The organism is Bradyrhizobium sp. JYMT SZCCT0428 (assembly GCF_018131075.1).
Lineage (GTDB): Bacteria > Pseudomonadota > Alphaproteobacteria > Rhizobiales > Xanthobacteraceae > Bradyrhizobium.
Window position 1 is genome coordinate 27,795 of record NZ_JAFCLS010000013.1, and the last position, 23,691, is coordinate 51,485.

The following is a 23,691-nucleotide window of genomic DNA, read 5'->3' on the forward strand; positions in this document are numbered from 1 at the left end:
ACCAACCCTTCGGTCCAGGAGACGAAGTGACGTGCATCACATCCAATTCCGGATGAGGCCTTAGACGTTGCTTGGCGTGAACACTCATGTTCAGCCACAGGAGATTTAGAAATGAACAGGGGCATTATCGGCGCCGTCGTTGCCGTCATCGCCATCGGCCTGATTGCAGCCGGAAGCTGGTACACCGTCGATCAGACCGAGCGCGGCGTGCTGCTGCGCTATGGCGCGGTCATCGGCACCGCACAGCCGGGCCTCGGTTTCAAGATCCCGCTGATCGACAGCGTCGAGAAGGTCAGCGTCAAGACCACTACCTTCTCCTGGGACAAGATGAATTCCTATTCCTACGACCAGCAGCCCGCCGATCTCAAGATCAGCGTCACGTTGCGGGCATCGCCGGAAAAGGTAACGGATCTCTACGCCAAATTCGGCCGGCTGCAGGCGGCGGTCAATCAGGTGGTCAGCCCTGCGGTCAACCAGCAGGTCAAGATCGTGTTCGGCCGCTATACCGCGGTGAAAGCCATTCAGGAGCGCGGCGCCCTCAACAACGCGATCCGGGACGCCATTACCGCTTCGCTCAAGGATGATCCGATGATCATCGTCGAGAGCGTGCAGCTCGAGAACATCGAGTTCAGCTCGACCTATCTGCATTCGATCGAGCAGCGCATGCTGGCCGAAGTCGAGGTGCAGAAGCTGCAGCAGAACGCCGAGCGCGAGAAGGTTCAGGCGCAGATCACGGTCACGCAAGCCAACGCCAAGGCCAACGCCGTCCGCGCCGAAGCCCAGGCCTCCGCCGACGCACTGCGGCTGAACGGCGAAGCCCGCGCCACCAACATCAAACTGACCGGCGAAGCCGAAGCCGCCGCGATCGAAGCCCGCGCCAAGGCGCTCGGCACCAACCCGAACCTCGTCACCCTGGTGCAGGCCGAGCGCTGGAACGGCGTGCTGCCGACCACCATGGTGCCCGGCTCCGCGGTGCCGTTCGTCTCGGTCAAATAATCCTCCAAAACATCCGGAAGCGGCGATGCCTGGGATTGCGATCTCAGGCATCATCGTCTCAGGAACAGGTCCCATGCGAATTGTCATCACCATGGCGGGCATCGCGCTCGCTTTCACCGTCGTCACGCCTGCGTCGGAAGCCGCGACGCCGGCGTCGCAAGTCGCGGAGAGTTTTGACGGGCTCTGGGCCAGGACGGCGAAGGATTGCCGCAACAAGGAAGGCCCCGACAGCAAGACGCTCATCGACATGAGCAAGCCGATCGGCGGCAAGCCCGCGCCGATGGTCGACCAGTATGAAAATCACTGCCGGATCGACCGCAAGACCGTGCTCGGAGACGGCATCAATCTCTCGGTCACCTGTTTTGAATTCTGGGATTATTTCAACAAGGGCGTCGAGCCACGGAAAGCGACCGTCAAGCTCGCCCCCGGCCCAAACGGCACCATCAAGATCGACGGCAAGCCATATCTGCGCTGCAAGGCCGGGAGCGGTGCCGCCAAGCGATAGACGCAGCCCCTCTGCCCGAGCCTCCGGTGATACACACCGCAACAGAAATTGTTGGACTGCATTCGGTCACCTCAGTCCATTTCATGCGGGACCGCGTGCTAATGTGTGAACCTCTATCTCTTCCTGGAATTGATAATCGTGGGTGCATTGATTTTCGACTTCGACGGCGTCATCGCTGACAGCGAGGCAATCGCCAATACCGTTCTGGCGGAAACCGTCACCGGCCTCGGTCATTCAACGACGCTCGACCAGGCGCTTGCGCGCTATTCCGGCCGGAGATGGGATGAAGCCGTGGCTGAGATCGAAGCGGCAATCGGAAAACCGCTACCTGCGGATTTCTCCGACCAGCTCAAGCTTGCCACCTTCGAGCGGTTCCGGACGGATTTAAAGGAAGTGAGTGGAGCGTCGGATTTCATCAGGCGTTTTTCCCATCTGCCCCGGTGCATCTCATCGTCCAGTTCGTTGGATCGGCTGCAGCTATGCCTTTCGGTGTTGGCGCTGGAAGCGGAGTTCGGCAGTCATGTTTTCAGCGCCGATATGGTCGCGAGAGGAAAGCCGCATCCGGACATCTTTCTGTTCGCTGCAGGCAAATTGGGCGTGGGTCCGGAGGAATGTCTTATGATCGAGGACAGCGCCAGCGGGATCAGGGCGGCGGTTGCTGCTGGCATGACCGTCGTCGGGCTGTGCACGGCCAGTCATATTCGCGATGGCCATGATCTCAGGCTGCGCGATGCCGGCGCCGTCCACCTGGCGCATTCGTGGTCGCACGTCGAGCACGTCGCCCTTGAATTTTTCAAAAGCTAGGACGCCCCAGGGACATCGCGTACCGTTGAAAAACGCCGCCGGATGAGATCATGCTGACGCCAACAATGCCCGCTACCATGGCATAACGCATGATCCGATCAATTCGGCCTTGAGGGCGATGTCTTGAGCGCAATAGCTGACGTAGTTGATATCAACGATCCCGGGAACGAGCCGGCCAAACGGGGCGACGCCCGACAAGACACCCTGAAATTCGCGGAGGCCGCGCTTACCGACAGCAAGCGCGAGGGTTTGCTGCTCGCCGTTCGCGCCCGTTGGGTCGCGCTGGCGGTGACGGCCGCAACCCTGCCGATCATCAATCCCGAGTGGGAAGTTCTCTATTACGTCCTGATGCTGGGCCTGTTCGCCCTGATCGGCTGGGCCCAGCTCAAGGTCGGCAAGGCCGAGCGGTCGTGGCCGGAGCTTATTCTGATATTTTGTGACCTGCTGCTGATGACTTTCCTGACAGTCGTACCCAATCCCTGGAGCACGGTCGATTGGCCACTCGCGATGCAGTACAGGTTCGACAGCTTCATTTACTTCTTTGTTTTCCTGGGCACCGCGACGCTGGCCTATTCATGGCGCACCGTTGTGGCGATGGGGTTCTGGACCTCGGCGCTGTGGGCGATCGGCGTCGGCTGGGTTTACCTGCAACCGCAAACCCACGCTGCGCTGTCGGAACGGGTGCGGGCCGCTGTCGGCTCCGACGTCAGGCTGTTCGACATCATCGATCCTTCGTCGATCGGGTTTGGGGCGCGGTTCCAGCAGATCACCGTCTTCCTGATCGTCGCCATGACGCTGGCGCTGGCGGCGCGACGCTCGAACGCCCTCTTGATCAGCCACGCCGGCATCGAGCGCGAACGCACCAATTTGGCGCGTTATTTTTCCCCCAATGTCGTCGAACAGCTGTCCAAGAACGACGATCCGCTCAAACAAGTGCGGACGCAGAATGTCGCGGTGCTGTTCGCTGACATCGTTGATTTCACCGCCTATGCGGACGGCCGCAGCCCGATGGAAGTAATCGGAACGCTGCGCCAGTTCCACGAGCGGATGGAACGGGAAGTTTTTCGGCACTTGGGAACGCTGGACAAATATCTCGGCGACGGATTGATGGCGACGTTCGGCACGCCCTTCACCAGCGATTCCGACGCCGGCAATGCGCTGCGCTGCGCGCAGGCCATGATCGGGTCGATCGCCGAACTCAACCGCGAACGAAAAACCCGCAACGAGCCGCCGATCCAGCTCAGCGTCGGATTGCACTTCGGTCAGGTCGTGCTCGGCGATATCGGCCTGAACCGGCTCGAATTCGCCGTGATCGGCACGGCGGTGAACGCCGCAAGCCGCCTTGAAGCACTAACCCGCGAATACGGCTGCGCACTGGTGGCCAGCGACGAACTGGTACAGCGGGCGCGGGCAGAAACCGGCAGTTCGAGTGACGACTTTTTGCATCTGGTCAAAAAGCCGGCCCGGACCGTTCGCGGCCTCGAGCAACCGGTTGGAATATGGACGCGGGATTACGAGGCGACCTGATTCATGCCAAGCCAATTCATGCTATGACGCCGCGCTCATTGGACCCAACCGTCGGGCAAGGTAGTTCATGAAGTCATTCGAGCTTGTTCTATTCGCCGACTACTTCCAATTCTACATCCAGGATGAGGCGGCAAAAGGCGACCTTTCTCAGGCCTGGAATGAAGAGGCAACTGACCGATTGCTGGCGCTGGCCCCGGGGACGGTTGGCATCGGCACGGTACGAAACATGGATGTCCCGGTCACAGTGGATATTCTCGAGCATGCGCCGGAGGATGACTTCTCTGAATGGGATCACGTGGTTGAAGCCGGCTTGGACGTGGCTTCTGGACGGATCGTAATCGCCGGTTGCACTGACTACTTCCCGGACGCAAAGCGCTTCGAGGTTCCGCCAGGTACCTATCGGGTCCGAGTTTCCTACGGGGCACTTGATACACTTTCGAAAGACGGGCTAAGCGGAGATGATCGCTACAGGCTGCAGCTCTGGCTTGCCGCCTCGACCGCCGTTCACATTCTGAAGCAGCGATTGAAATAGGTCCAAATGCCCCAAAATTAAACCAAATCCAAACGACTCCTTCTACGTCGAACCGCGCAGCGGCGACCGTTATCCGCTGGATGTTCCGCGCTGGTGCGCCGACGGGCAGAAGCCGCTGCTGATCAATCCGCAGCCCGGCATCGGCCGTGAAGACATCGATCGCGGCACGCGATCGCTATGGCGCTACCGAGCCTCGCTGCCGGTGGAAATTGCAAAACCGATTTCGCTCGGCGAGGGCTGCACGCCGCTGGTGCAAAAGGAATGGGACGACTTCCGGCCGTTCTTCAAGCTGGAATGGTTCAACCCGACCTGCAGCTTCAAGGACCGCGGCACCACGGTGATGCTGTCCTATGTGCGGCAGCTCGGCATCGATGCGGTGCTCGAAGACTCCTCCGGCAATGGCGGGGCGTCGGTTGCGGCCTATGGCGCGGCCGGCGGCATGCGGGTGAAGATACTCGCGCCCGCCTATACGTCGCCCGCCAAGGTCGCGCAGGTTCGCGCCTATGGCGCCGAGGTGCAGCTGGTCGAAGGGCCGCGCGAAGAGTCCCAGCGCGAGGCGATCCGCCAGTCCAGCGAGATCTTCTACTCCAGCCACAACTGGCAGCCGTTCTTCCTGCAGGGGACCAAGTCGGTCGCCTATGAGATATGGGAAGATTTCAATTTCGCGGTGCCCGACAACATCATCATCCCGGTCGGCGCGGGCAGCAACCTGCTCGGCTGCCATATCGGGTTCTCCGAATTGCTCGCCGCCGGCCAGATAAGCAAACTTCCAAGACTGTTTGCCGCGCAGCCGCTGAACTGTTCGCCGCTCGACGCGAGCTTCCAGGCCGGCGTCGACACGCCGGTCGAACGCGCCGTCCACAAGACGATCGCCGAAGGCACCGCGATCGCGCATCCGCTGCGGCTCAAGGAAATGATCCACGCCTTGAAAGACAGCGGTGGCGAATCGGTCGCGGTTTCCGAGGACGAGATCGTTACAGCCCTGAGGCGGCTGGCGCGGCTTGGCCTGTTCGTCGAGCCGACATCGGCCAGCGTCGCGGCGGCGTTCGCAAAGCTTACGGCGCGAGGCGTCATCAAGGAGCGCGAAAACACGGTGCTGTTGATTTCAGGCACCGGCATCAAGACGGCGTCCACGATTGCAGAGCTGTTTTGATTTCGGCTTGGGCCCTCCCAGCCTTTGACTTGGCTCTGGAACCGCTATAGAACAAAATAAGAACAAGCGCCTCACCGGGACTTCATGGCCAAATCCACCCTCTCCTTTGTCTGCCAGAACTGCGGCGCGGCGTTTAATCGCTGGCAGGGCAAGTGCGAGGCCTGCGGCGAGTGGAACACGCTGTCCGAGGAGGACACATCAGGCGCGACCTCGATGCCGGTCTCGATCCGCTCCAAACGCCGGGGCCGGACGTTTGCGCTGGAATCGCTGACCGGCAAAAGTCAGGACGCTCCCCGGCTCTCCTCCGGCATGGTCGAACTCGATCGCGTCACCGGTGGCGGCTTCGTCCGCGGCTCGGTGCTGCTGGTCGGTGGCGATCCCGGCATCGGCAAGTCGACGCTGCTGACGCAGGCCACCAGCATGATGGCGCGTGCGGGGCACCGCGCAGTCTACATTTCAGGCGAAGAAGCCGTCGCCCAGGTGCGGCTGCGCGCGGAACGACTCGGCCTTGCCGACGCGCCGGTGCAGCTCGCGGCCGAGACCTCCGTCGAAGATATCGTCTCGACGCTGTCCGAGGGCGCGGTGCCGCGCCTGATCGTGATCGATTCGATCCAGACCATGTGGACCGATACGGTGGAATCAGCTCCCGGAACGGTCACCCAGGTCCGCGCCTCCGCGCAGGCGCTGATCAGGTTTGCCAAGAAATCCGGGGCCACCATCATCCTGGTCGGGCACGTGACCAAGGACGGCCAGATCGCCGGCCCCCGCGTGGTCGAGCACATGGTCGATGCAGTGCTGTCATTCGAGGGCGAAGGCTCGCAGCAGTTCCGGATCCTGCGCGCAGCGAAAAACCGCTTCGGCCCGACCGATGAAATCGGCGTGTTCGAGATGACGGGCCTCGGCCTGCGCGAGGTCTCGAACCCGTCCGAATTGTTCCTGTCGGAGCGCGACCTCGGCAGTCCCGGCACCGCTGTGTTCGCCGGCATCGAGGGCACCCGTCCGGTGCTGGTGGAATTGCAGGCGCTGGTGGCGCCGACCACCCTCGGCACGCCCCGGCGCGCCGTGGTCGGCTGGGACCCGAGCCGGCTCTCGATGGTGCTGGCAGTGCTGGAGGCCCATTGCGGGGTCAAACTGTCCGGCTACGACGTCTATCTGAACGTGGCCGGCGGGTTGCGGATTCAGGAGCCCGCGGCCGACGTCGCGGCCGCCGCCGCGCTGGTGTCGTCGCTGGTCAACGCGCCGCTGCCGACGGATGCAGTCTATTTCGGCGAGATTTCCCTGTCCGGCGCGGTCCGGCCGGTGGCGCAAACCTCGGCGCGGCTGAAGGAGGCGGCAAAACTCGGCTTTGGCCGCGCGATACTGCCCGAATCGGCGCGTGGCGAGGCCGGCGGCGACGCGGGCCTGGTGCTGAACAGCGTCGGTGGATTGACCAGCCTGGTCGCTGAAATTGCCGCGCGAGGCACGCCCAGAGCCAATCGAGAGGGTAACCGGGAGGCCAATCGCGAGGGCCCAGCGGAGAAAAATGCCACACCGGCGCGATTCCGTCGCGAGAACGGCTAAAGCGGCGTGACCTTACGCCCCCTCGCCGCTATACAACGCGCGCGAAAGGCGCGTGGGATGGCGTGATATCCGGCCTTGCGGGCCACGCCATATGACCGTCACCTAGAACGGCACCGACACGCCGATTCGAAGACTTTGAGCATTTACGAGCGGACCTGACCAGCCGATGCCGATAACGATACTCGATCTCGTCCTGCTTGGTGTGATGCTGATTTCGGGGCTGCTCGCCATGGTGCGCGGCTTCATGCGCGAGATTCTATCGATCGCGGCCTGGGGCGCCGCGGCCCTGGTCACGCTGTATGCTTTCTCAAAGCTGCTGCCGACCGCCAAAACTTATTTCAATAACGACACGGTGGCGGCCGTGGTGGTGGTAGCCGGCACCTTCATCGCGACCTTGGTCGTAGTGTCGATCATTACCGTGCGGATTTCGGACATGATCCTGGATTCCCGAATCGGCGCGCTGGATCGCACCCTCGGCTTCCTGTTCGGTCTGGCCCGCGGCCTCCTGATCGTGGTCGTCGCCTTCCTGTTCTTCAGCTGGCTGGTTCCGGACAAGCAGCGGCCCGACTGGATCACCGGGGCGAAGTCCCGGATGGTGCTGCAGGGAACCGGAGATTGGTTAATGGCGCTCTTGCCTGACGACCCTGAGAACACCATCTTAAAGAGATTCAAGAAGAATAAACCCGACGACGATTCAACTGACGCCGAGCCGGCAGCCCCGGCGTCCGGCGATGGCTACAGCAAACCTGCCCGCGACGGCCTTAAAAAGCTGATCGAGAAACCTGCGAGCAAGTAACTCTTGGCCAAAAGAGAGGCGATGGACGCGATGCAAAACCCTTCCGATCCCGCCGAGCAACTTGACCGAAACTCCGGTCCGATCGATTTGCAGGACGATCTCGAAGGCGACACGCTACGCGAGGAATGCGGCGTGTTCGGCATCTTCGGCCACCCCGAGGCCGCCGCCATCACCGCACTCGGACTACATGCCCTTCAACACCGCGGCCAGGAAGCCGCCGGCATCGTCTCCTTCGACGGCAGCCGCTTCCACAGTGAACGCCGGCTCGGCCTCGTCGGCGATACGTTCTCCCGGCGCGAAGTGATCGAGCGCCTGCCCGGCAATGCCGCCGTCGGCCATGTCCGCTATGCCACGACAGGCGCCACCATCCTGCGCAACGTGCAGCCGCTGTTCGCCGAGCTCAATGCCGGTGGTTTCGCGGTCGGCCACAACGGCAACCTCACCAACGGCCTGACGCTGCGCCGCGAACTCGTACTCCACGGCGCCATGATGCAGTCGACCACCGACACCGAAGTGATCCTGCATTTGGTCGCGCAGTCGAAGCGCACCCGCTTCATCGACCGTTTCATCGAGGCATTGCGCACGATCGAGGGCGCCTATTCGTTGACGGCCTTGACCAACAAGAAGCTGATCGGCGCGCGCGATCCGCTCGGCATCCGTCCCCTGGTACTCGGCGACCTCGACGGTCACCCGATCCTCACCTCGGAGACTTGCGCGCTGGACATGATCGGCGCCAAATATGTCCGCGACGTCGAACCCGGCGAAATCGTCGTGTTCGACGACAAGGGCGCGCACAGCCACAAGCCGTTTCCGCCAAAACCGCCGCGGCCCTGCATCTTCGAATACATCTATTTCTCGCGGCCGGATTCCATCGTCGGTGGCCGTTCGGTCTATGAAGTTCGAAAAGCCTTCGGCGCGCAGCTCGCGCGCGAGAGCCGTGTCGAGGTCGACGTCGTGGTGCCGGTGCCGGATTCCGGCGTGCCGGCCGCGATCGGTTACGCCCAGCATTCGGGCGTGCCGTTCGAGCTCGGCATCATCCGTAACCACTATGTCGGCCGCACCTTCATTCAGCCGACCCAGAGCGTGCGCGAACTCGGCGTGCGCATGAAGCATTCGGCCAACCGCGCCGCGATCGAAGGCAAGCGCATCATCCTGATCGACGACTCGCTGGTTCGCGGCACCACCTCGAAGAAGATCGTGCGCATGATGCGCGACGCCGGCGCGCGCGAAGTGCATTTCCGCCTCGCCTCGCCGCCGATCCTCTACCCCGACTATTACGGCATCGACCTGCCGGATCGCGGCGGACTCCTTGCCGCCACGCATACCCTCGAGGAGATGCGCGAGATCATCGGCGCCGATTCACTGGCGTTCCTGTCGATCGACGGCATGTACCGCGCGATGGGCGAACCCGGCCGCGACCCCGCCAATCCGAAATTCTCGGACCACTGCTTCACGGGCGCCTATCCGACCCACCTCACCGACCAGAGCGAAACCGAGCCGTCGCCCCGGCAGTTGTCGCTGCTGGCGGAGGCGAGCTGACTTTGTCGTCCCGGCCTAGGGCGCAATTGCGCTCCGGGGCCGGGACCCATAGCCACCGGCCTTCGTTTTTCGAACGCCATTTGATACAATCACCAATCGCCACGTAACCGTCACGGCGTATGGGTCCCGGCCTTCGCCGGGACGACGTTTTTGCTAGAGCTTCTTCTATGCCCCAAATCCTCGCCTCCCGTATCGCTCTCGTCACCGGCGCCTCGCGCGGCATCGGCTATGCCACTGCGCGCGCGCTCGCAAAGGCCGGCGCGCATGTCGTGGCGGTGGCGCGCACGCAGGGCGGGCTGGAAGAGCTCGACGACGAGATCCGGAAAGACGGCGGCAGCGCCACGCTGGTGCCGCTGAATCTCACCGACTCCGACGGCATCGCCCGGCTTGGCGCGGCGCTGCACGAGCGTCACGGCAAGATCGACATTCTCGTCGGCAATGCCGGCGTCGCCGGTCCCTCTTCGCCGCTCGGTCATATCGAGCTGAAGCCTTGGAACGATGTGATGGCGGTCAACGTGACCGCGAATTTTCAATTGATCCGATGCATGGAACCCCTGCTGAGGCAGTCCGACGCCGGCCGCGCCGTGTTCGTAACATCAGGCGCCGCCAACAAGGCCAGCGCCTATGTCGGCCCGTATGCCGCATCGAAGGCCGCCCTCGAAGCCTTGGCGCGCGCCTGGGCACAGGAGACCGCGAGCACCAATCTTCGCGTCAATCTGTTCAGCCCCGGCCCGGTCCGTACAAAGATGCGCGCTATCGTATTCCCCGGCGAAGACCCGGCGACGCTCGATACACCGGAACAGGTCGCGGAATTCATCGTGCCGATGTGCGCGCCCGACTGGAACGAAACCGGCAAGCTCTACGATTACAAAACCCGGACGCTGATGAGCTTTCGCGCGCCGTCCTAAGTCTTCACCGCGTCATTGCGCGCGAAGCGAAGCAATCCATTCTTTCTTTGTTCGGATAGATGGATTGCTTCGCGGAGCCTGTCATCGGGCGCGCGTTCGCGCGACCCGGTGGCTCGCAATGACTGTTCGTACCGTTGACTCCTCCCCTGCCCCGCGATTGACTGCCCGCCCAAGCGGGAGCAACCCGCCAAGAAGATCAAGGGAGGAAGCATCATGCCGATGCATCATCGCGCGCGCTCGATACCTGCCGTCCAACATCTCAGCAAAACGATTCTTGCAGGCCTGACCGCCGCGACACTGATTGGCATCACAGCGACGCCGCTTCCTGCGCTCGCCGGCGATGTTCCGACCTTCGCGGTCGATGCCTCCTGGCCAAAGCCGCTGCCGAACAACTGGATCCTCGGCCAGGTCGGCGGCATCGCCGTCGATTCCAAGGATCACATCTGGGTCATCCATCGTCGGCGCTCGCTGACCGACGACGAGAAAGGCGCAGCGCTGACGCCGCCGCGTTCAAAGTGCTGTGTCTCGGCGCCGCCTGTGCTGGAGTTCGACGCCGAGGGTAATCTGCTGCGCTCATGGGGCGGTGCGGGCGAAGGCTATGAATGGGTCGGCCGCGAACATGGCATCGAAGTCGACGAGAAGGGTTTTGTCTGGGTCGGCGGCAATGCCGACAATGACAACGCGGTTCTCAAATTCACCCTCGACGGCAAGTTCGTGATGCAGATCGGCAAGATCGCGCCGAGCAAGGGGTCCAACGACACCACGCAACTCGGCAAACCTGCCGAGACCGCGGTCGATAAGGATGCCAACGAGATCTACATCGCCGACGGCTACGGCAACCGCCGCGTCATCGTGTTCGATGCCACGTCAGGCGCCTACAAGCGGCACTGGGGCGCTTATGGCAAGCCGCCGAACGACGACAAGCAGCCGCCCTATGATCCCAAGGCGCCGGTTGCCCAGCAATTCGCCAATCCCGTGCATTGCGTAAAGCTCACCAATGACGGGATGGTCTATGTCTGCGACCGCATCAACAACCGCATCCAGGTGTTCAAGAAGGATGGAACTTTCGTAAAGGAATGGTTCTTCGAGAAGAACACACTCGGCAATGGCGCGGTGTGGGACATCGCGGTTTGGCCTGATCCGAAACAGACCTATTTGTTGAGCGCCGACGGCGAAAACAACGAAATCCGGGTGCTGAAGCGCGACGACGGTACCGTGGTCGGGAGTTTTGGACGCAGCGGCCGCAATGCCGGACAGTTCCACTGGATTCACGCCATGGCCGTGGATTCCAAGGGCAACGTCTATACCGCCGAAGTCGACACCGGAAAGCGCATCCAGAAATTCAAGCTGACATCGGACGCGCTACGATAGGTGGATTGCCGGGAGCTTCCGGAACCACTACCACCATCTCAGTCATATGCCGGGCGTGGACCTCCCAAAGAAGGCCACCCGGCGACCATAGATGGAGGAAATACATGACTGCATTCACCGCGCGGCGGCTCGCCGCGCTGCTTGCCGTTGCCGGCGTCAGCTTGGCTGCGCCCGCCTACGCCCAGGACAAGGCCGTCAAGATCGGCGTGCTGAACGACATGTCGAGCCTTTACGCCGATATCGGCGGCCCCAATTCGGTGGTCGCGGTCAAGATGGCGATCGAGGATTCCGGCCTGCTCAAGAAAGGCTGGAAGATCGACGTCGTCAGCGGCGATCATCAGAACAAGCCCGACGTCGGCGTCAACATCGCCAGGCAGTGGATCGACAACGACAAGGTCGATGCGATCGCCGATACGCCGAACTCCGGCGTGGCTCTCGCCGTCAGCAACCTCGTCAAGGAGAAGAACATCGCGCTGCTCAATTCGGGCGCCGCGACAGCCGATCTCACCGGCAAGGCCTGTACGCCGAACACGATCTCCTTCACCTACGACACTTACATGCTCGCCAACGGCACCGGTAAGGCACTCACCAAATCCGGCGGCGACACCTGGTTCTTCCTGACCGCCGATTACGCCTTCGGCCACGCACTGGAGCGCGATACTTCCGCTGTTGTCACCGCCAATGGCGGCAAGGTGCTCGGCGGCGTCAAGCATCCGATCAACACCTCGGATTTCTCCTCGTTCCTGCTGCAGGCACAGGCATCCAAGGCCAAGGTCGTCGGCCTCGCCAACGCCGGCGGCGACACCACCAACGCGATCAAGCAGGCTTCCGAGTTCGGCATCGTCGCCGGTGGCCAGAAGCTGGCAGCGCTGCTGCTGTTCATCAACGACGTGCATTCGCTGGGATTGAAGACGGCGCAAGGCCTGACCTTCACGGAATCCTTTTACTGGGACCTGAACGACCACACCCGCGCCTTCTCGAAGCGGTTTGCCGCACTGGCGAGCAAAAATGCCATGCCGTCGATGACGCAAGCCGGCAACTACGCCATGGTGCTGCATTATCTCAAGGCGATGGAAGCGCTCGGCGGCAATCCGCATGACGGCGCCAAGGTGATCGCCAAGATGAAGGAACTGCCGACCGACGATCCCCTGTTCGGCAAGGGCCCGCTGCGCGCCGACGGCCGCCGTCTCATTCCGGCCTATCTGTTCGAAGTGAAGAAGCCGGAAGAGTCGAAGGGTCCGTGGGACTATTACAAGCAGATCGCCACGATCGCCCCGGAAGACGCCGCCAAGCCGCTCGAGGCCAGCGACTGTCCGCTGGTGAAGAAGTAATAAGTGGTAGGGTGGGCAAAGGCGCGAAAGCGCCGTGCCCACCATGTATCCCATTTAACGTGAGATGGTGGGCACGCTTCGCTTTGCCCACCCTACGATCGCCTAGCTCTTCGGCCGTTCGGCCAGCGTCCGCCACGCAACCAACAGCGCCAGCGCCAATAGCGCCGCGGCCAGCAGGAACGGCGCGCCCGGCATTTTCACCGGCGCAGACTCGCTGATGAAATAGGCAAAGATCAGCGTGAACAAAAACGGTCCCACCATCTGGGCAACGCTGTTGACGCTGTTGGTGGCGCCCTGCAACTGGCCCTGCTGATCGGGCGCGACCAGTTGCGTGGTGAGCGACTGGATCGCCGCGCCGGCAATGCCCCACAACGCCATCACGGGAATGCCGGCCCAGAACAGCGGACCGGTCGGCGCCGTGCCATAGATCAGGAAACCTAGCGCACCGCAGCCGAGCCCGAGCAGCAGCGCGCGGCGTTCGCCAAGGCGCCCAACGATCGGCCCGACGCCCGCGCCCTGCACCACCATGGCGCAGACACCGACCAGCGCCAGCGTCAGCCCGACGGTCTTGGTGTCCCAACCATAGCGATAGGTCGCGTAGAGCACGTAGGTCGAGGGCAGCACGACATGCGCGACCTGGCTAAAGAAATTCGCCAGCGAAAGGCCTGCGAGAATCCGGTTGGAGCGCAACAGATGCAGCGCACCGAGCGGATTGGCGCTCTTCCATTGGAACGGCGCGCGCCGTTCCGGCGGCAACGACTCCGGCAAGATCAGCCAGCCGTAAAGCGTATTGGCAAAACTCAGGCCCGCCGCAACCCAGAACGGCAGCCGCGGATCCATGTCACCGAGCAGGCCACCGACGGCCGGGCCGAGAATAAATCCGGCGCCGAACGCCGCACCGATCTTGCCGAACACGGCAGCGCGTCGTTCCGGCGGCGTCACGTCGGCGATGTAGGCAAAGGCCGTCGAGATACTGGCCGAAGTGATGCCCGAGATCACGCGGCCGATGAACAGCCACAGCAGCGACGGCGCCAGCGCCATCAGCACATAGTCCAGCGCCAGTCCGAAATTGGACAGCAGCACCACCGGCCGGCGGCCGAACCGGTCGGACAAGGCGCCGAGGATCGGCGAGAAGATGAACTGCATCACCGCCCAGGCGGTGCCGAACAATCCGAAGACCCGCGCGGCGGTCGCGGTATCGTTGTCGACGAAGCTTTCGACCAGCTTGGGCAAGATCGGCAGGATCAGGCCGAGCGCGAACATGTCGAGCAGGATGGTAACGAAAATGAAGATGGCGGCGCCGCTGCGCACCGGCGGCATCCCGGTCGCGCGTTCCGAGGCCACCTCGTTCACGATGGCCGTTTGCGCTTGTGGGCGAACGGATTGGCCTTCTCGCGCAGCATGATGCGGATCGGCGTTCCCGGCAGATCAAAGGCCTCACGCATGCTGTTGGTGAGATAGCGCAAGTAAGATGTCGGCACCGCGTCGGCGCGCGAGCAGAACAGGATGAAACTCGGAGGCCGCGCCTTGGCTTGCGTGATGTAGTTCAACTTCAGCCGGCGGCCCGACACCGAGGGCGGCGGATTGGCATCGACCGCCTGTTCGAACCAGCGATTGAGGGCTGCCGTCGGCACGCGCTTGTTCCAGACCGCATAGGCTTGCTCGATCGCGGTCATCAGCCGATCGATGCCCTCACCCATCAGGCCAGACACCGCCACGACCGGCGCGCCCTTCATCTGCGGCAGCAAATGATCGACATCGGTGCGCAGCCCCGAAACGAGGCTGCCTTTCTTCTCCATCAAATCCCACTTATTGACGGCAAGCACGACCGCGCGTCCCTCGCGCTCGATCAGATCGGCGATCCGCAAATCCTGTTCCTCGAACCGGTTCTGCGCATCCATCATCATGACAACCACTTCGGCAAAGCGCACCGCGCGCAGCGCGTCCGCCACCGATAGCTTCTCCAGCTTCTCATCGATCCGCGCCCGCCGCCGCAAGCCGGCGGTATCGAACACGCGGAAGTCGCGCCCCTGCCAGGTCACCTCGACCGAAATGGAATCGCGGGTGGTGCCGGCCTCGGCGCTGGTCAGCAGCCGCTCCTCGCCGAGCAGACGATTGATCAGCGTCGATTTACCGGCGTTGGGACGACCGACGATCGCGACGCGGATCGGACGCTTGGCGAAATCCTCGTCTGATACGATGATGTCGTCATCGTCAAATTCCTCACCCTCCTCGGTGGGATCCGGCATCAGCACGCGCAGTGCGTCGTAGAGATCGCTGAGGCCCTCGCCATGTTCGGCCGAGATCTGCACGGGATCGCCGAGGCCCAGCGCGTAGGATTCCATCGCGCCGACTTCGCCGTGCCTGCCTTCGCTCTTGTTGGCGACCAGCACCACCGGCTTGTTGGCGCGGCGGGCGAAATCGGCAAAGGCACGGTCGTTCGGCGTAAGTCCGGCCCGCGCGTCGATCACGAACATCAGCGCGTCGGCAAGCGCAATCGCGGTTTCGGTCTGCTCCTGCATCCGCGCGGTGAGCGAGCCCCTGGCGCCTTCGTCGAGGCCGGCGGTGTCGATCACGGTGAATTCGAGATCGCCCAGGCGCCCATTGCCCTCGCGGCGGTCCCGGGTGACGCCGGGTTCGTCGTCGACCAGCGCGAGCTTCTGCCCGACCAGCCGGTTGAACAGCGTCGACTTTCCGACATTGGGCCGGCCGATGATGGCAATCGTAAAGGGCATAAATAAATCCAAACACCCTTTTTGAAGGACGTGTCAATCGAACGAAACGATAGAGCACGGTTCTGGCGGAACCGCGCTCTGATTTTGGTTTGGCGCGTTTGCTTTACGCGAACCGGCGCCCACTTCGCGCGAAATCGCTATGCAATTAACGCGTGAAGCTGCCGCTCGGCATCGGAGCCGGGAACGGCGCGGCGGATTGTTGGGTGGACTGCGCGGGCGCCGCCGATTGAGCCGCCGGCTGGTCGGGCGGCGGCGCGGTGGTGCGCTTGCGCACGATCTTCTTCGGCTTCGGCGCCGGCGGCGCTGCGTTGGTGCCGCCCTCTTCCTCGGGCGCGGCATCGGGCTCTGCGGCGGCGGGCTCAGCCGCGGGCGCCGCTGCAACGGGGGCTGGCGCCTGCCTGCCTCTGGATTTCGCGGATCCCTTCGATTTCGGCTCCTGCGGCGCCGGTGCGACCGCTGCCTGGGCATTCGGATCGTCGATCTGCTGCTGGCGCGCGCCCTTGTAGAGATCCTTCGGCACGCCCTGCTCAAGGCCGGGCACACCGTCGGGGAAAACCGGCTTGCGTTCACCTGGCAGCTTCTTCTTGGTGTCGAGGAAGTCGAGCATGTCGGTCGGATCGAAATTGCCCAGGCTGCTACAGCCCGCCAGCGCGCTGGAAAACGCGATGAGGACGGTGGCTGCGATCAGACGGTGCGGGCGGCGCATGCTCGGTTCTCGTTTATCTCGTTGGCCGGCTCAACTCTTTGCGACAGGCGGAAGCAACGCCTGCAGCGCTTCGGCGCGCGAGCGCAGGCTCGGTGGCGTGCCGCCGTCATTGGCAATCACGTCCAGCCATTGTCGGGTCGCTGTCGCGTCGTTGGCGCGCCAGGCCGACAGCGCCAGCAATTCGCGTGCAGTATGGCGAAAGGTAGCAGCCGGTCCGGCTGCCGCCTCCAGGCGAGACTTCATGTCGGGATAGGAGGTGCTCTCCAGCAGCAACTGGGCGGCGCGAATTCGGGCCAGATCCTGTTCCGCCACGCCGACGCTGCGGTCGGCGGCAATTTCGTCGAACATCTTGGCAGCGGCCTGCTGGTCGCGGCTTGCGACCTCGGCGGCCGTCCGCAGGCGTGCCAGCACGCGGTATCCCGCCGGCGCCTTCGCCGCCAGCGCGGCAAACGCCGCCTCGGCCTCTGCGTGCTTGTTGGCTTCCGATAGCTCTGCCGCCTTGTCGAAGGCCGCACCGGCCTCAACCGCCTTCTGGGCTTCCAGATATTGGTAGCCACGCCAGCCACCCACGGAGGCGATAATCAGCAGCGCTCCGGCAATGATGTAGATGGAGTATTGGTCCCACAGCTTCTTGAGCTGATCGCGACGGACGTCCTCGTCGACTTCATTAAATAATTCAGACACTTAAGGCTATCCCATCCCCGCTGAGCCGCTGGAGGCGCGGCGGCGCCCTGCGCCCGATCCTCGCATGGCGGCGGCGATACCCTAACGATATGGCGGTGGCAAGGCAAAGCGAGCCGGATCAAAGCGTTAACGCTGGAGGGGCCGGCCGGAAGCGAGTTGTCCCACGCCGCGAGCGTCCGGGAATGCCGGTGGGCATTCGAGAATATTGACTTCGCGGTTCAAAGCTTGGCGTAATCCGCTCGATTTTTGTCGGTTATTCGTCTGATTTTGCAGGTGCTTCATGGTTTGCCGCGCCCTGGTCGTCACGCTTGCCATCGGGGCCGCCGCCCTGCCCGCCGCGACCCAAGCCTACGACATCAAGGCGAAGACGCCGGAGTCGGCATTTTCCGGCAAGCTGCGCCCGGACATTCTGGGTATCTCGGCGGATTCCACCGCTGATTCCACGCGTGCCACGCTAGATTCGTTCTTCAAGGGACGCTCCAACACCACGACCGACGTCCAGCAGCAGAAGTTCGGCAGCACCGCGATCAGCTTCACCTCGGCGCTGACTTTCAGCCTTGCCCCCGGGCCGGGCCAGAACGGTGAGATACTGTCGAGCAGCTTCTCGTCGCCGGCGAGCGGAAATCGCATTTATTTCCTTGCCCGCAACCTCACCTTTGCGAAGGACCAGCAGCCGGCGAAGGCCGACATGGTCAAGGAGGTGATGGGCAAATACGGCGTACCCACCATCGTCGGCGATCAGCATCTTTATTACATCTATCGCGCCGGTTCGATCGTATCGGTCGGCACGAAGTACAAGGAAGCAACCGCGGTCGAGGCTATCGGCAAGCCGCTCGATCCCAAGGCCGCGCTCAAGCTCAACGGCGAAACCATCCGCGGCAGCTGCGTGGCTGTCGTCAAGCGTGCGCAGGCAAAGGAGAAAGCGCTGGCCGCGATGCTCAGTGAAGCCAAGGGCGCCAATTGCGACGGCGTGCTGAGCGTGCAGCTGATCCCCGGCACGGCGCCAGACCGGGTCGGAATCGCGCAGTTCTCGCTGCTAGACGTCAAACGCGTGATCAGCGCGGCGGCGATCGACAATGATGCGCTTGCCGCGGAACAGAACGAACGCAATGCGATGCCAAAAGGCAGCGCGCCGAAGCTCTAGATTCCTGTTTGGCGCGTTGCGCGAACCGGCACTCCCGGATCAAGTGCGAACGCTCTAAATCGCCGCACGCGGTTCGCGCAACTGCCGCTTGAGTACCTTGCCGTTGGCGTTGCGCGGCAGCGGATCGGCGGTCAGATCGATGGTTTCCGGCACCTTGTAATCCGACAGCCGCTCGGCACACCACGCACGCAAGGTCTCAACGCTGGCACCGCCTTTGACCACGACCACGGCGTGGACGCGCTCGCCGAGCACGGGGCACGGTTTGGCGATGATCGCGCTTTCGAGCACGTCGGGATGGCCTGACAGGACAGACTCGACCTCGGCGGAATAGATCTTCAGGCCGCCGCGGTTGATCATGTCCTTCTGGCGATCGAACACGCGCACGAAGTTTGCCTCATCGATCGAGCCGAGATCGCCGGAATGCCAGAAGCCGGCGGTAAAACTTTCATCCGTTGCTTTTGGATTGTTCCAGTAGCCCTTGATGACCGAGCCGCCGTGGATCCAGATTTCACCGATCTCGCCGCGCGGCAGCTCGTGGCCGTCGGGATCGACGACGATGATCTGCGCGCCGGGACACGGCAAGCCGACGCTGTCGATGTACCGCGCGGTCAATTCGCCGGGCATCATAGTCGACGGCGACGTCGTCTCGGTGGCGCCATAGCAATTTGCCAGCTTCAGGCCCGGAATCCTGGCGGCCAGCCGTTCGATGGTCGCAATCGGCATCGGCGCCCCGCCAAAGCCGCCGATCCGCCAGCTTGACAGATCGTAGCTGTCGAAATCCGTCTGCAACAGGCACAGATTGTACATCGCTGGCACCATCACGGTGTAGGTGACGCGCTCTCGCGCCGCCAGCTTCAGATATTCCGCGGCCTTGAACTCCGGCATCACGATCAGCGTGCCCGCGCAGCGCGCCATGGTCGTTATGTTGGCGACCACGCCCGTGACATGTCCGAGCGGCACCGCGGCGATCGAGCGGTCCGCCGCTGATAACTGCAGGCAGGACACGAACACCATCGACGAATGGATGATGTTGCAATGCGCGAGCATCGCGCCCTTTGGCTTGCCCGTGGTGCCCGACGTGTAGAGGATCATAGCGGTGTCTTCTTCGCCGACTTCGGCAGGGGTTGCCGAGGCTGCGTGATCCAGCAGATCGCAGAATTGCGAGGTGCTGCCGTCATCGACGGAAACCCGATGCAGGAGGTCAGGCACATCGCGCGCATCCGGCACGCGCTCGGCCAGTGTCGCTTCGTGGATCAGAAGTTTTGCGCCGGAATCGATCAACACATAGGCGATCTCAGGCTTTTGCTGGCGGATCGACAGCAACACCGTCACAAGGCCGGCATGGGCGGCGGCGAACATCGTCAGCACGAACTCGACGCGATTGCCGAGCAGCACGGCGATACGATCGCCGCGCTGCAATCCGAGCCGCTGAAACCCGGCCGCAATCCGTGCCGATTGAGAGGCGACGTCGCGCCAACTCATCCGGCGATCACCGCAGACCAACGCCTCGCCATCCGGATTTCGCTCTGCAGCCTCGGCAATCATCGCCCAGACGGAGCCCGGCCGTTCACTAAACGCCGGCACCACGCGATCGCCAAAGCGCGTCTCGAGCCGCATCGCCGGAATAGGATGTTGCGACCAGTCCATGGCTCAACTCTTGCCTTGCTAGACTCCAACCACGGGCACGCCGATCACGACCGGATGGAAGGCAAATGCCAGCGCCAGATAGGCGATGACCCCGACCGCGATCGCGATCAGGTCATTGCCGGGACCGCCGACCGGTATCGGCGGACCGCCGGCGTCTGCACGGCGTTTCAGCGAGATGCGGTCGAACACCGCCCACGCCAGGAACGAGCCGAACAGGATGATCGAGCCGAGATCGCCATTGGCGAGCAGATGTGCGGCCGCCCACAGCTTGACGCCGGTCAGCATCGGATGCTTCAGCGTCGTGTAGATCCGGCCGCGGATGTAGGACGCGACCACCAGAATGATCGCGGGCAGCATCAGGGCCACGGTGATGTGCTTGAACGCCGTCGGCGGGTTCCAGACGTTGATCCAGCCCGTAGCGCGATAGTTGGCGAAGCCCCAGATGATCAGCGCCAGACCCGCGACCGAGGCCAGCGTATAGCCGATCTTGTAGCCGCCCTCGCCCATTGAGCCGATGACCTGTGCGCGCAATTCGCGCTGCGTGGTCAGCGTGTGGACGCCGAGAAACAGGACCAGCCCCAGGATCATCACCAGCAGTCCCATGATGTCCCCTCTCCCCGCGCCCCTTCGTTACCCTCGCCTATCATTGATGGGGCTTGGAGCGCAATGCGCTACGCCGCCATCCGCCTCACGGCTTCACTGCTTGCTTCTTCAGATCGCGGTTATCGACATAGCGGATCGCGATCGGCCTCCCCGCCAGCGCGCTACCGAGCCCATCGGTGAATTTCAGCGGTTTGCAGGCCTCGAGCGAGGCATTGATCGCCTTCAGATAGGTGGAGCGTGTATCCGCCGGGACACCGGCGGTGGAGAAGGTCAGCCGGGGCGCGGCAATGATCTCGCCCGACCGCTTGAAACTGAAGCGCACCGACATCTGCATGCCCTCGCGCGCGCTATCGGCCGGCGGCGGCGTCCAGCAGGATCGCAGCGCCGCAAACAGGTCGCCGATGCTATCGAGGTCGTGGTCCGGCTTCCGGTATTTCGCCGCCTGGTCCTTTGGCGGAACGCTTTCGATCGTCAGTTGCAGGTTCTGGCCGTAGGGATAATCGATCTCGGGAATGCAGGGGCCATCGTTGAACACGCTGCAGAATGACGGCGTGCAAGGCTGGCCGTCGAGCACGCTGCAGGGCGCGTGCGAAAACGGCGTGGCGTCGATCTGACGCCGCGACTGGGCGGCGGCGGCGTTAATGCCGATGGTGATACCGATCAGGCAGATCGCGATAAGCCGGAGCATGGAAGAAGCCTCGATCGCAGTTCTGGTGAACTTGGTGCCCACATTGGTCGGGATCAAGCCTGATAGCGTTCACATCCCTGCGCGTTCACTGCCCCGCATTCATGCCCGACAGTTCCGCAATCAGCGCCTGTTCGCCGGCGTGCGGTGCTGTAACGGCGACCACATCTGTCGTCACCCGCCACAGCGGGTGACCCAGTATTCCAGAGGCGATTGTTGATTAACCGAGAGGCCGCGGCGTACGGGGCCCCCGGTCAAGCCGGGGGACGACAATGAGCGAGAGGGGCTACCAGCCGCTCACCCCTTCTTCTTCACATCCTTGATGTGGGAAAACACGATGCCCTCGGCGCGTTCCTTGGTATAGCCCAGATAGAACTCGTTCTTGGCGAGGAACACCGGGTCACCGTCGACGTCATCGGCAACACCCGATCCATTGGCCGAGATGAACGCGTCGAGCTTCTTGCGGTCGTCGGAGGAGATCCAGCGCGCCAGCTGGAATTCCGAGACTTCGAATTCGACCGGCAACGAATATTCCGCATCGAGCCGCGCTTTGAGCACGTCGAGCTGCAGCGGACCGACCACGCCGACCAGCGCCGGCGCGCCGTCGCGCGGGCGGAACACCTGGACGACGCCCTCCTCCGACATCTGCTGCAGCGCCTCCTTCAGCTTTTTGGCCTTCATTGCGTCGGTCAGGCGCACGCGGCGGACAATTTCCGGTGCAAAGCTCGGCACGCCGACGAACGTGAGATCTTCGCCTTCGGTGAGCGTGTCGCCGATCCGCAGCGTGCCGTGATTGGGAATGCCGACGACGTCGCCGGCAAAGGCTTCATCCGCCACCGAGCGGTCCTGGGCAAAGAAGAATTGCGGCGAGGACAGCGACATGTTCTTGCCGGTGCGCACCAGCTTGGCCTTCATGCCGCGGCTGAGCTTGCCGGAGCACAGCCGCGCGAACGCGATGCGGTCGCGGTGGTTCGGATCCATGTTGGCCTGGATCTTGAACACGAAGGCGCTCATGCGCGGCTCGGCTGCCTCGACCTTGCGCAGGTTGCTTTCCTGCGCGCGCGGCGCCGGTGCAAAGCGCCCGAGACCCTCCAGCAAATCGCCGACGCCGAAATTGCGCAGCGCGCTGCCGAAATAAACCGGCGTCAGATGGCCCTCGCGGAACGCGTCGAGCTCGAACGGCTTGCAGGCTTCCGAGACCAGCGCGAGTTCGTCCTTGACCTCGGCGACGTCGAGATTGGCGCTCCGGCCGGCGAGATCGGCGATGTCGATCTGCTGCGCGGCGCCGGTCTTGGCGCCACCGCCTTCGAGCAGGCGTACGCCGCCGGTGGCGATGTCGTAGGTGCCGAGGAAGTCACGGCCGCGGCCAACCGGCCAGGTCATCGGCGTGGTGTCGAGCGCCAGCGTCTTCTCGATTTCATCGAGCAGTTCGAAGGTGTCGCGGCTTTCGCGGTCCATCTTGTTGATGAAGGTGATGATCGGGATGTCGCGTAGGCGACACACCTCGAACAGTTTACGCGTCCGCGCCTCGATGCCCTTGGCGGCGTCGATCACCATGACCGCGGAATCGACCGCCGTCAGCGTGCGGTAGGTGTCTTCCGAAAAGTCTTCATGGCCCGGCGTATCAAGGAGGTTGAAGACGAGGCCATCGAACTCGAAGGTCATCACCGAGGTCACGACCGAGATGCCGCGCTCGCGCTCGATCTTCATCCAGTCGGATCGGGTGTTGCGGCGTTCGCCCTTGGCCTTGACCTGCCCTGCGAGATTGATGGCGCCGCCGAACAGCAGCAGCTTTTCGGTTAGCGTGGTCTTGCCGGCGTCGGGGTGGGAAATGATGGCAAAGGTCCGCCGCCGCGCCACTTCATCTGCAAGCGGCGAGCGGGACGGCGATTCGGCTGAAACGGCAATGTCAGACATGAATCGAGCGTTTGGCAGGGAAAACGGGCGCAATCAAGGGCGATTTGGCAATTGTCGACCGTGGATACAACCCCCATATCCAGCAGGGAAGGACGACCTTCCCATCACCATCATCCGCGGGGACGACCCTGCTCTATCTGGAGGGTTTGTCATGGCTTGGGCTGTGTTGTTCACCGCGGGTCTCCTCGAAATCGGCTGGGCCATCGGTCTCAAATACACCGAAGGCTTTACGCGGCTAGTACCGTCGGCCCTGACGCTGGCAGCCATGGCCGGAAGCATCCTCCTGCTTGGACTGGCGCTGAAAACGCTGCCGATCGGAACGGCCTATGCCGTCTGGACCGGAATCGGCGCCGTTGGCACGGCCATCCTCGGCATCGCCTTGTTCGGTGAGCCTGCGACTGCGGCCCGCCTGGCCAGCATCGGGTTGATTGTAGCCGGGATTGTCGGCCTGAAGCTGGTCACCTGATTAAAGCGTTTTCCAGCGAAGTGGACACCGGTTCGCGTCAAGAAAACGCGTCAGAACAAGAATCTAGAGCCCCGTTCCGATT

22 protein-coding genes are annotated in these 23,691 nt (G+C 63.0%); 14 read left to right on the plus strand and 8 right to left on the minus strand.

Going from position 1 to position 23,691, the window contains the following annotated elements; genetic code table 11:
* The first annotated feature begins 111 nt into the window (after nt 1–111).
* The 12 genes from JQ575_RS15105 (at nt 112) to JQ575_RS15160 (ending at nt 13,022) form a co-directional block, all read left to right on the plus strand.
* Complete coding sequence (locus JQ575_RS15105) at nt 112–996, plus strand: prohibitin family protein (protein ID WP_212034038.1); 885 nt, start codon at nt 112–114, stop codon at nt 994–996.
* A 73-nt stretch (nt 997–1,069) separates the two neighbouring features.
* Entirely contained in the window at nt 1,070–1,501 is a 432-nt protein-coding gene (locus JQ575_RS15110) for a hypothetical protein (protein WP_212034039.1), read from the plus strand.
* Between the two features lie 105 nt (nt 1,502–1,606).
* Entirely contained in the window at nt 1,607–2,305 is a 699-nt protein-coding gene (locus JQ575_RS15115) for an HAD family phosphatase (protein ID WP_212034040.1), read from the plus strand.
* 123 nt (nt 2,306–2,428) lie between these two features.
* A complete protein-coding gene (locus JQ575_RS15120; RefSeq protein ID WP_212034041.1) occupies nt 2,429–3,832 on the plus strand; it encodes an adenylate/guanylate cyclase domain-containing protein in 1,404 nt (467 codons plus the stop codon).
* Between the two features lie 67 nt (nt 3,833–3,899).
* Nucleotides 3,900–4,364, plus strand: coding sequence for a hypothetical protein (locus tag JQ575_RS15125; RefSeq protein WP_212034042.1), 465 nt, complete (start codon nt 3,900–3,902; stop codon nt 4,362–4,364).
* Nucleotides 4,365–4,380: 16 nt separating this feature from the next.
* Nucleotides 4,381–5,517 (plus strand): threonine synthase, encoded by a 1,137-nt coding sequence (locus JQ575_RS15130; protein ID WP_212034191.1) that lies wholly within the window; start codon nt 4,381–4,383, stop codon nt 5,515–5,517.
* A gap of 84 nt (nt 5,518–5,601) precedes the next feature.
* Nucleotides 5,602–7,077, plus strand: coding sequence for a DNA repair protein RadA (gene radA, locus JQ575_RS15135; protein ID WP_212034043.1), 1,476 nt, complete (start codon nt 5,602–5,604; stop codon nt 7,075–7,077).
* Nucleotides 7,078–7,243: 166 nt separating this feature from the next.
* Nucleotides 7,244–7,873 (plus strand): CvpA family protein, encoded by a 630-nt coding sequence (locus JQ575_RS15140; protein ID WP_192740670.1) that lies wholly within the window; start codon nt 7,244–7,246, stop codon nt 7,871–7,873.
* Nucleotides 7,874–7,903: 30 nt separating this feature from the next.
* Entirely contained in the window at nt 7,904–9,412 is a 1,509-nt protein-coding gene (gene purF, locus JQ575_RS15145) for an amidophosphoribosyltransferase (RefSeq protein ID WP_212034192.1), read from the plus strand.
* A 167-nt stretch (nt 9,413–9,579) separates the two neighbouring features.
* Nucleotides 9,580–10,320 (plus strand): SDR family NAD(P)-dependent oxidoreductase, encoded by a 741-nt coding sequence (locus JQ575_RS15150; RefSeq protein ID WP_212034044.1) that lies wholly within the window; start codon nt 9,580–9,582, stop codon nt 10,318–10,320.
* Nucleotides 10,321–10,530: 210 nt separating this feature from the next.
* Nucleotides 10,531–11,691: a hypothetical protein gene (locus tag JQ575_RS15155; protein WP_409364793.1), complete on the plus strand. Its 1,161-nt coding sequence runs from the start codon at nt 10,531–10,533 to the stop codon at nt 11,689–11,691.
* A 104-nt stretch (nt 11,692–11,795) separates the two neighbouring features.
* Nucleotides 11,796–13,022: an ABC transporter substrate-binding protein gene (locus tag JQ575_RS15160; RefSeq protein ID WP_212034046.1), complete on the plus strand. Its 1,227-nt coding sequence runs from the start codon at nt 11,796–11,798 to the stop codon at nt 13,020–13,022.
* 102 nt (nt 13,023–13,124) lie between these two features.
* Here JQ575_RS15160 and JQ575_RS15165 read toward each other — a convergent pair whose 3' ends face one another.
* The 4 genes from JQ575_RS15165 to JQ575_RS15180 all read right to left on the minus strand — a co-directional run bounded on the left by JQ575_RS15165 (nt 13,125) and on the right by JQ575_RS15180 (nt 17,147).
* Entirely contained in the window at nt 13,125–14,342 is a 1,218-nt protein-coding gene (locus tag JQ575_RS15165; protein WP_212034193.1) for a TCR/Tet family MFS transporter, read from the minus strand.
* 29 nt (nt 14,343–14,371) lie between these two features.
* Entirely contained in the window at nt 14,372–15,757 is a 1,386-nt protein-coding gene (gene der, locus JQ575_RS15170; RefSeq protein WP_212034047.1) for a ribosome biogenesis GTPase Der, read from the minus strand.
* Nucleotides 15,758–15,902: 145 nt separating this feature from the next.
* Entirely contained in the window at nt 15,903–16,463 is a 561-nt protein-coding gene (locus JQ575_RS15175) for a hypothetical protein (protein ID WP_212034048.1), read from the minus strand.
* A 30-nt stretch (nt 16,464–16,493) separates the two neighbouring features.
* A complete protein-coding gene (locus JQ575_RS15180; RefSeq protein ID WP_212034049.1) occupies nt 16,494–17,147 on the minus strand; it encodes a tetratricopeptide repeat protein in 654 nt (217 codons plus the stop codon).
* Nucleotides 17,148–17,427: 280 nt separating this feature from the next.
* Between JQ575_RS15180 and JQ575_RS15185 the strand changes: the two genes are divergently transcribed.
* The gene (locus JQ575_RS15185) at nt 17,428–18,291 is read left to right on the plus strand and encodes a hypothetical protein (RefSeq protein WP_212034050.1); all 864 of its coding nucleotides are present in this window, start codon (nt 17,428–17,430) and stop codon (nt 18,289–18,291) included.
* Nucleotides 18,292–18,345: 54 nt separating this feature from the next.
* Here the strand turns inward: JQ575_RS15185 and JQ575_RS15190 are convergent, their stop codons facing one another.
* From JQ575_RS15190 to JQ575_RS15205, 4 genes are all read right to left on the minus strand, one after another.
* Nucleotides 18,346–19,938, minus strand: coding sequence for a class I adenylate-forming enzyme family protein (locus JQ575_RS15190; RefSeq protein ID WP_212034051.1), 1,593 nt, complete (start codon nt 19,936–19,938; stop codon nt 18,346–18,348).
* An 18-nt stretch (nt 19,939–19,956) separates the two neighbouring features.
* A complete protein-coding gene (locus JQ575_RS15195; protein ID WP_212034052.1) occupies nt 19,957–20,541 on the minus strand; it encodes an NnrU family protein in 585 nt (194 codons plus the stop codon).
* An 85-nt stretch (nt 20,542–20,626) separates the two neighbouring features.
* Nucleotides 20,627–21,229, minus strand: coding sequence for a hypothetical protein (locus JQ575_RS15200; RefSeq protein ID WP_212034053.1), 603 nt, complete (start codon nt 21,227–21,229; stop codon nt 20,627–20,629).
* A 294-nt stretch (nt 21,230–21,523) separates the two neighbouring features.
* Nucleotides 21,524–23,143 (minus strand): peptide chain release factor 3, encoded by a 1,620-nt coding sequence (locus JQ575_RS15205; protein ID WP_212034054.1) that lies wholly within the window; start codon nt 23,141–23,143, stop codon nt 21,524–21,526.
* A 151-nt stretch (nt 23,144–23,294) separates the two neighbouring features.
* Between JQ575_RS15205 and sugE the strand changes: the two genes are divergently transcribed.
* Nucleotides 23,295–23,609, plus strand: a complete 315-nt coding sequence (gene sugE, locus JQ575_RS15210; RefSeq protein WP_212034055.1) for a quaternary ammonium compound efflux SMR transporter SugE — start codon at nt 23,295–23,297, stop codon at nt 23,607–23,609.
* Nucleotides 23,610–23,691 lie beyond the last annotated feature (82 nt).

What these genes read in the sequence shown, in the direction of transcription:
- JQ575_RS15105 (WP_212034038.1), top strand. Translation starts at nt 112, where the DNA reads ATGAACAGGGGCATTATCGGCGCCGTCGTTGCCGTCATCGCCATCGGC.
- JQ575_RS15110 (WP_212034039.1), top strand. Translation starts at nt 1,070, where the DNA reads ATGCGAATTGTCATCACCATGGCGGGCATCGCGCTCGCTTTCACCGTC.
- JQ575_RS15125 (WP_212034042.1), top strand. Translation starts at nt 3,900, where the DNA reads ATGAAGTCATTCGAGCTTGTTCTATTCGCCGACTACTTCCAATTCTAC.
- radA (WP_212034043.1), top strand. Translation starts at nt 5,602, where the DNA reads ATGGCCAAATCCACCCTCTCCTTTGTCTGCCAGAACTGCGGCGCGGCG.
- JQ575_RS15140 (WP_192740670.1), top strand. Translation starts at nt 7,244, where the DNA reads ATGCCGATAACGATACTCGATCTCGTCCTGCTTGGTGTGATGCTGATT.
- purF (WP_212034192.1), top strand. Translation starts at nt 7,904, where the DNA reads ATGCAAAACCCTTCCGATCCCGCCGAGCAACTTGACCGAAACTCCGGT.
- JQ575_RS15150 (WP_212034044.1), top strand. Translation starts at nt 9,580, where the DNA reads ATGCCCCAAATCCTCGCCTCCCGTATCGCTCTCGTCACCGGCGCCTCG.
- JQ575_RS15160 (WP_212034046.1), top strand. Translation starts at nt 11,796, where the DNA reads ATGACTGCATTCACCGCGCGGCGGCTCGCCGCGCTGCTTGCCGTTGCC.
- JQ575_RS15165 (WP_212034193.1), bottom strand. Translation starts at nt 14,342, where the DNA reads ATGCCGCCGGTGCGCAGCGGCGCCGCCATCTTCATTTTCGTTACCATC.
- der (WP_212034047.1), bottom strand. Translation starts at nt 15,757, where the DNA reads ATGCCCTTTACGATTGCCATCATCGGCCGGCCCAATGTCGGAAAGTCG.
- JQ575_RS15175 (WP_212034048.1), bottom strand. Translation starts at nt 16,463, where the DNA reads ATGCGCCGCCCGCACCGTCTGATCGCAGCCACCGTCCTCATCGCGTTT.
- JQ575_RS15185 (WP_212034050.1), top strand. Translation starts at nt 17,428, where the DNA reads ATGGTTTGCCGCGCCCTGGTCGTCACGCTTGCCATCGGGGCCGCCGCC.
- JQ575_RS15190 (WP_212034051.1), bottom strand. Translation starts at nt 19,938, where the DNA reads ATGGACTGGTCGCAACATCCTATTCCGGCGATGCGGCTCGAGACGCGC.
- JQ575_RS15195 (WP_212034052.1), bottom strand. Translation starts at nt 20,541, where the DNA reads ATGGGACTGCTGGTGATGATCCTGGGGCTGGTCCTGTTTCTCGGCGTC.
- JQ575_RS15200 (WP_212034053.1), bottom strand. Translation starts at nt 21,229, where the DNA reads ATGCTCCGGCTTATCGCGATCTGCCTGATCGGTATCACCATCGGCATT.
- JQ575_RS15205 (WP_212034054.1), bottom strand. Translation starts at nt 23,143, where the DNA reads ATGTCTGACATTGCCGTTTCAGCCGAATCGCCGTCCCGCTCGCCGCTT.
- sugE (WP_212034055.1), top strand. Translation starts at nt 23,295, where the DNA reads ATGGCTTGGGCTGTGTTGTTCACCGCGGGTCTCCTCGAAATCGGCTGG.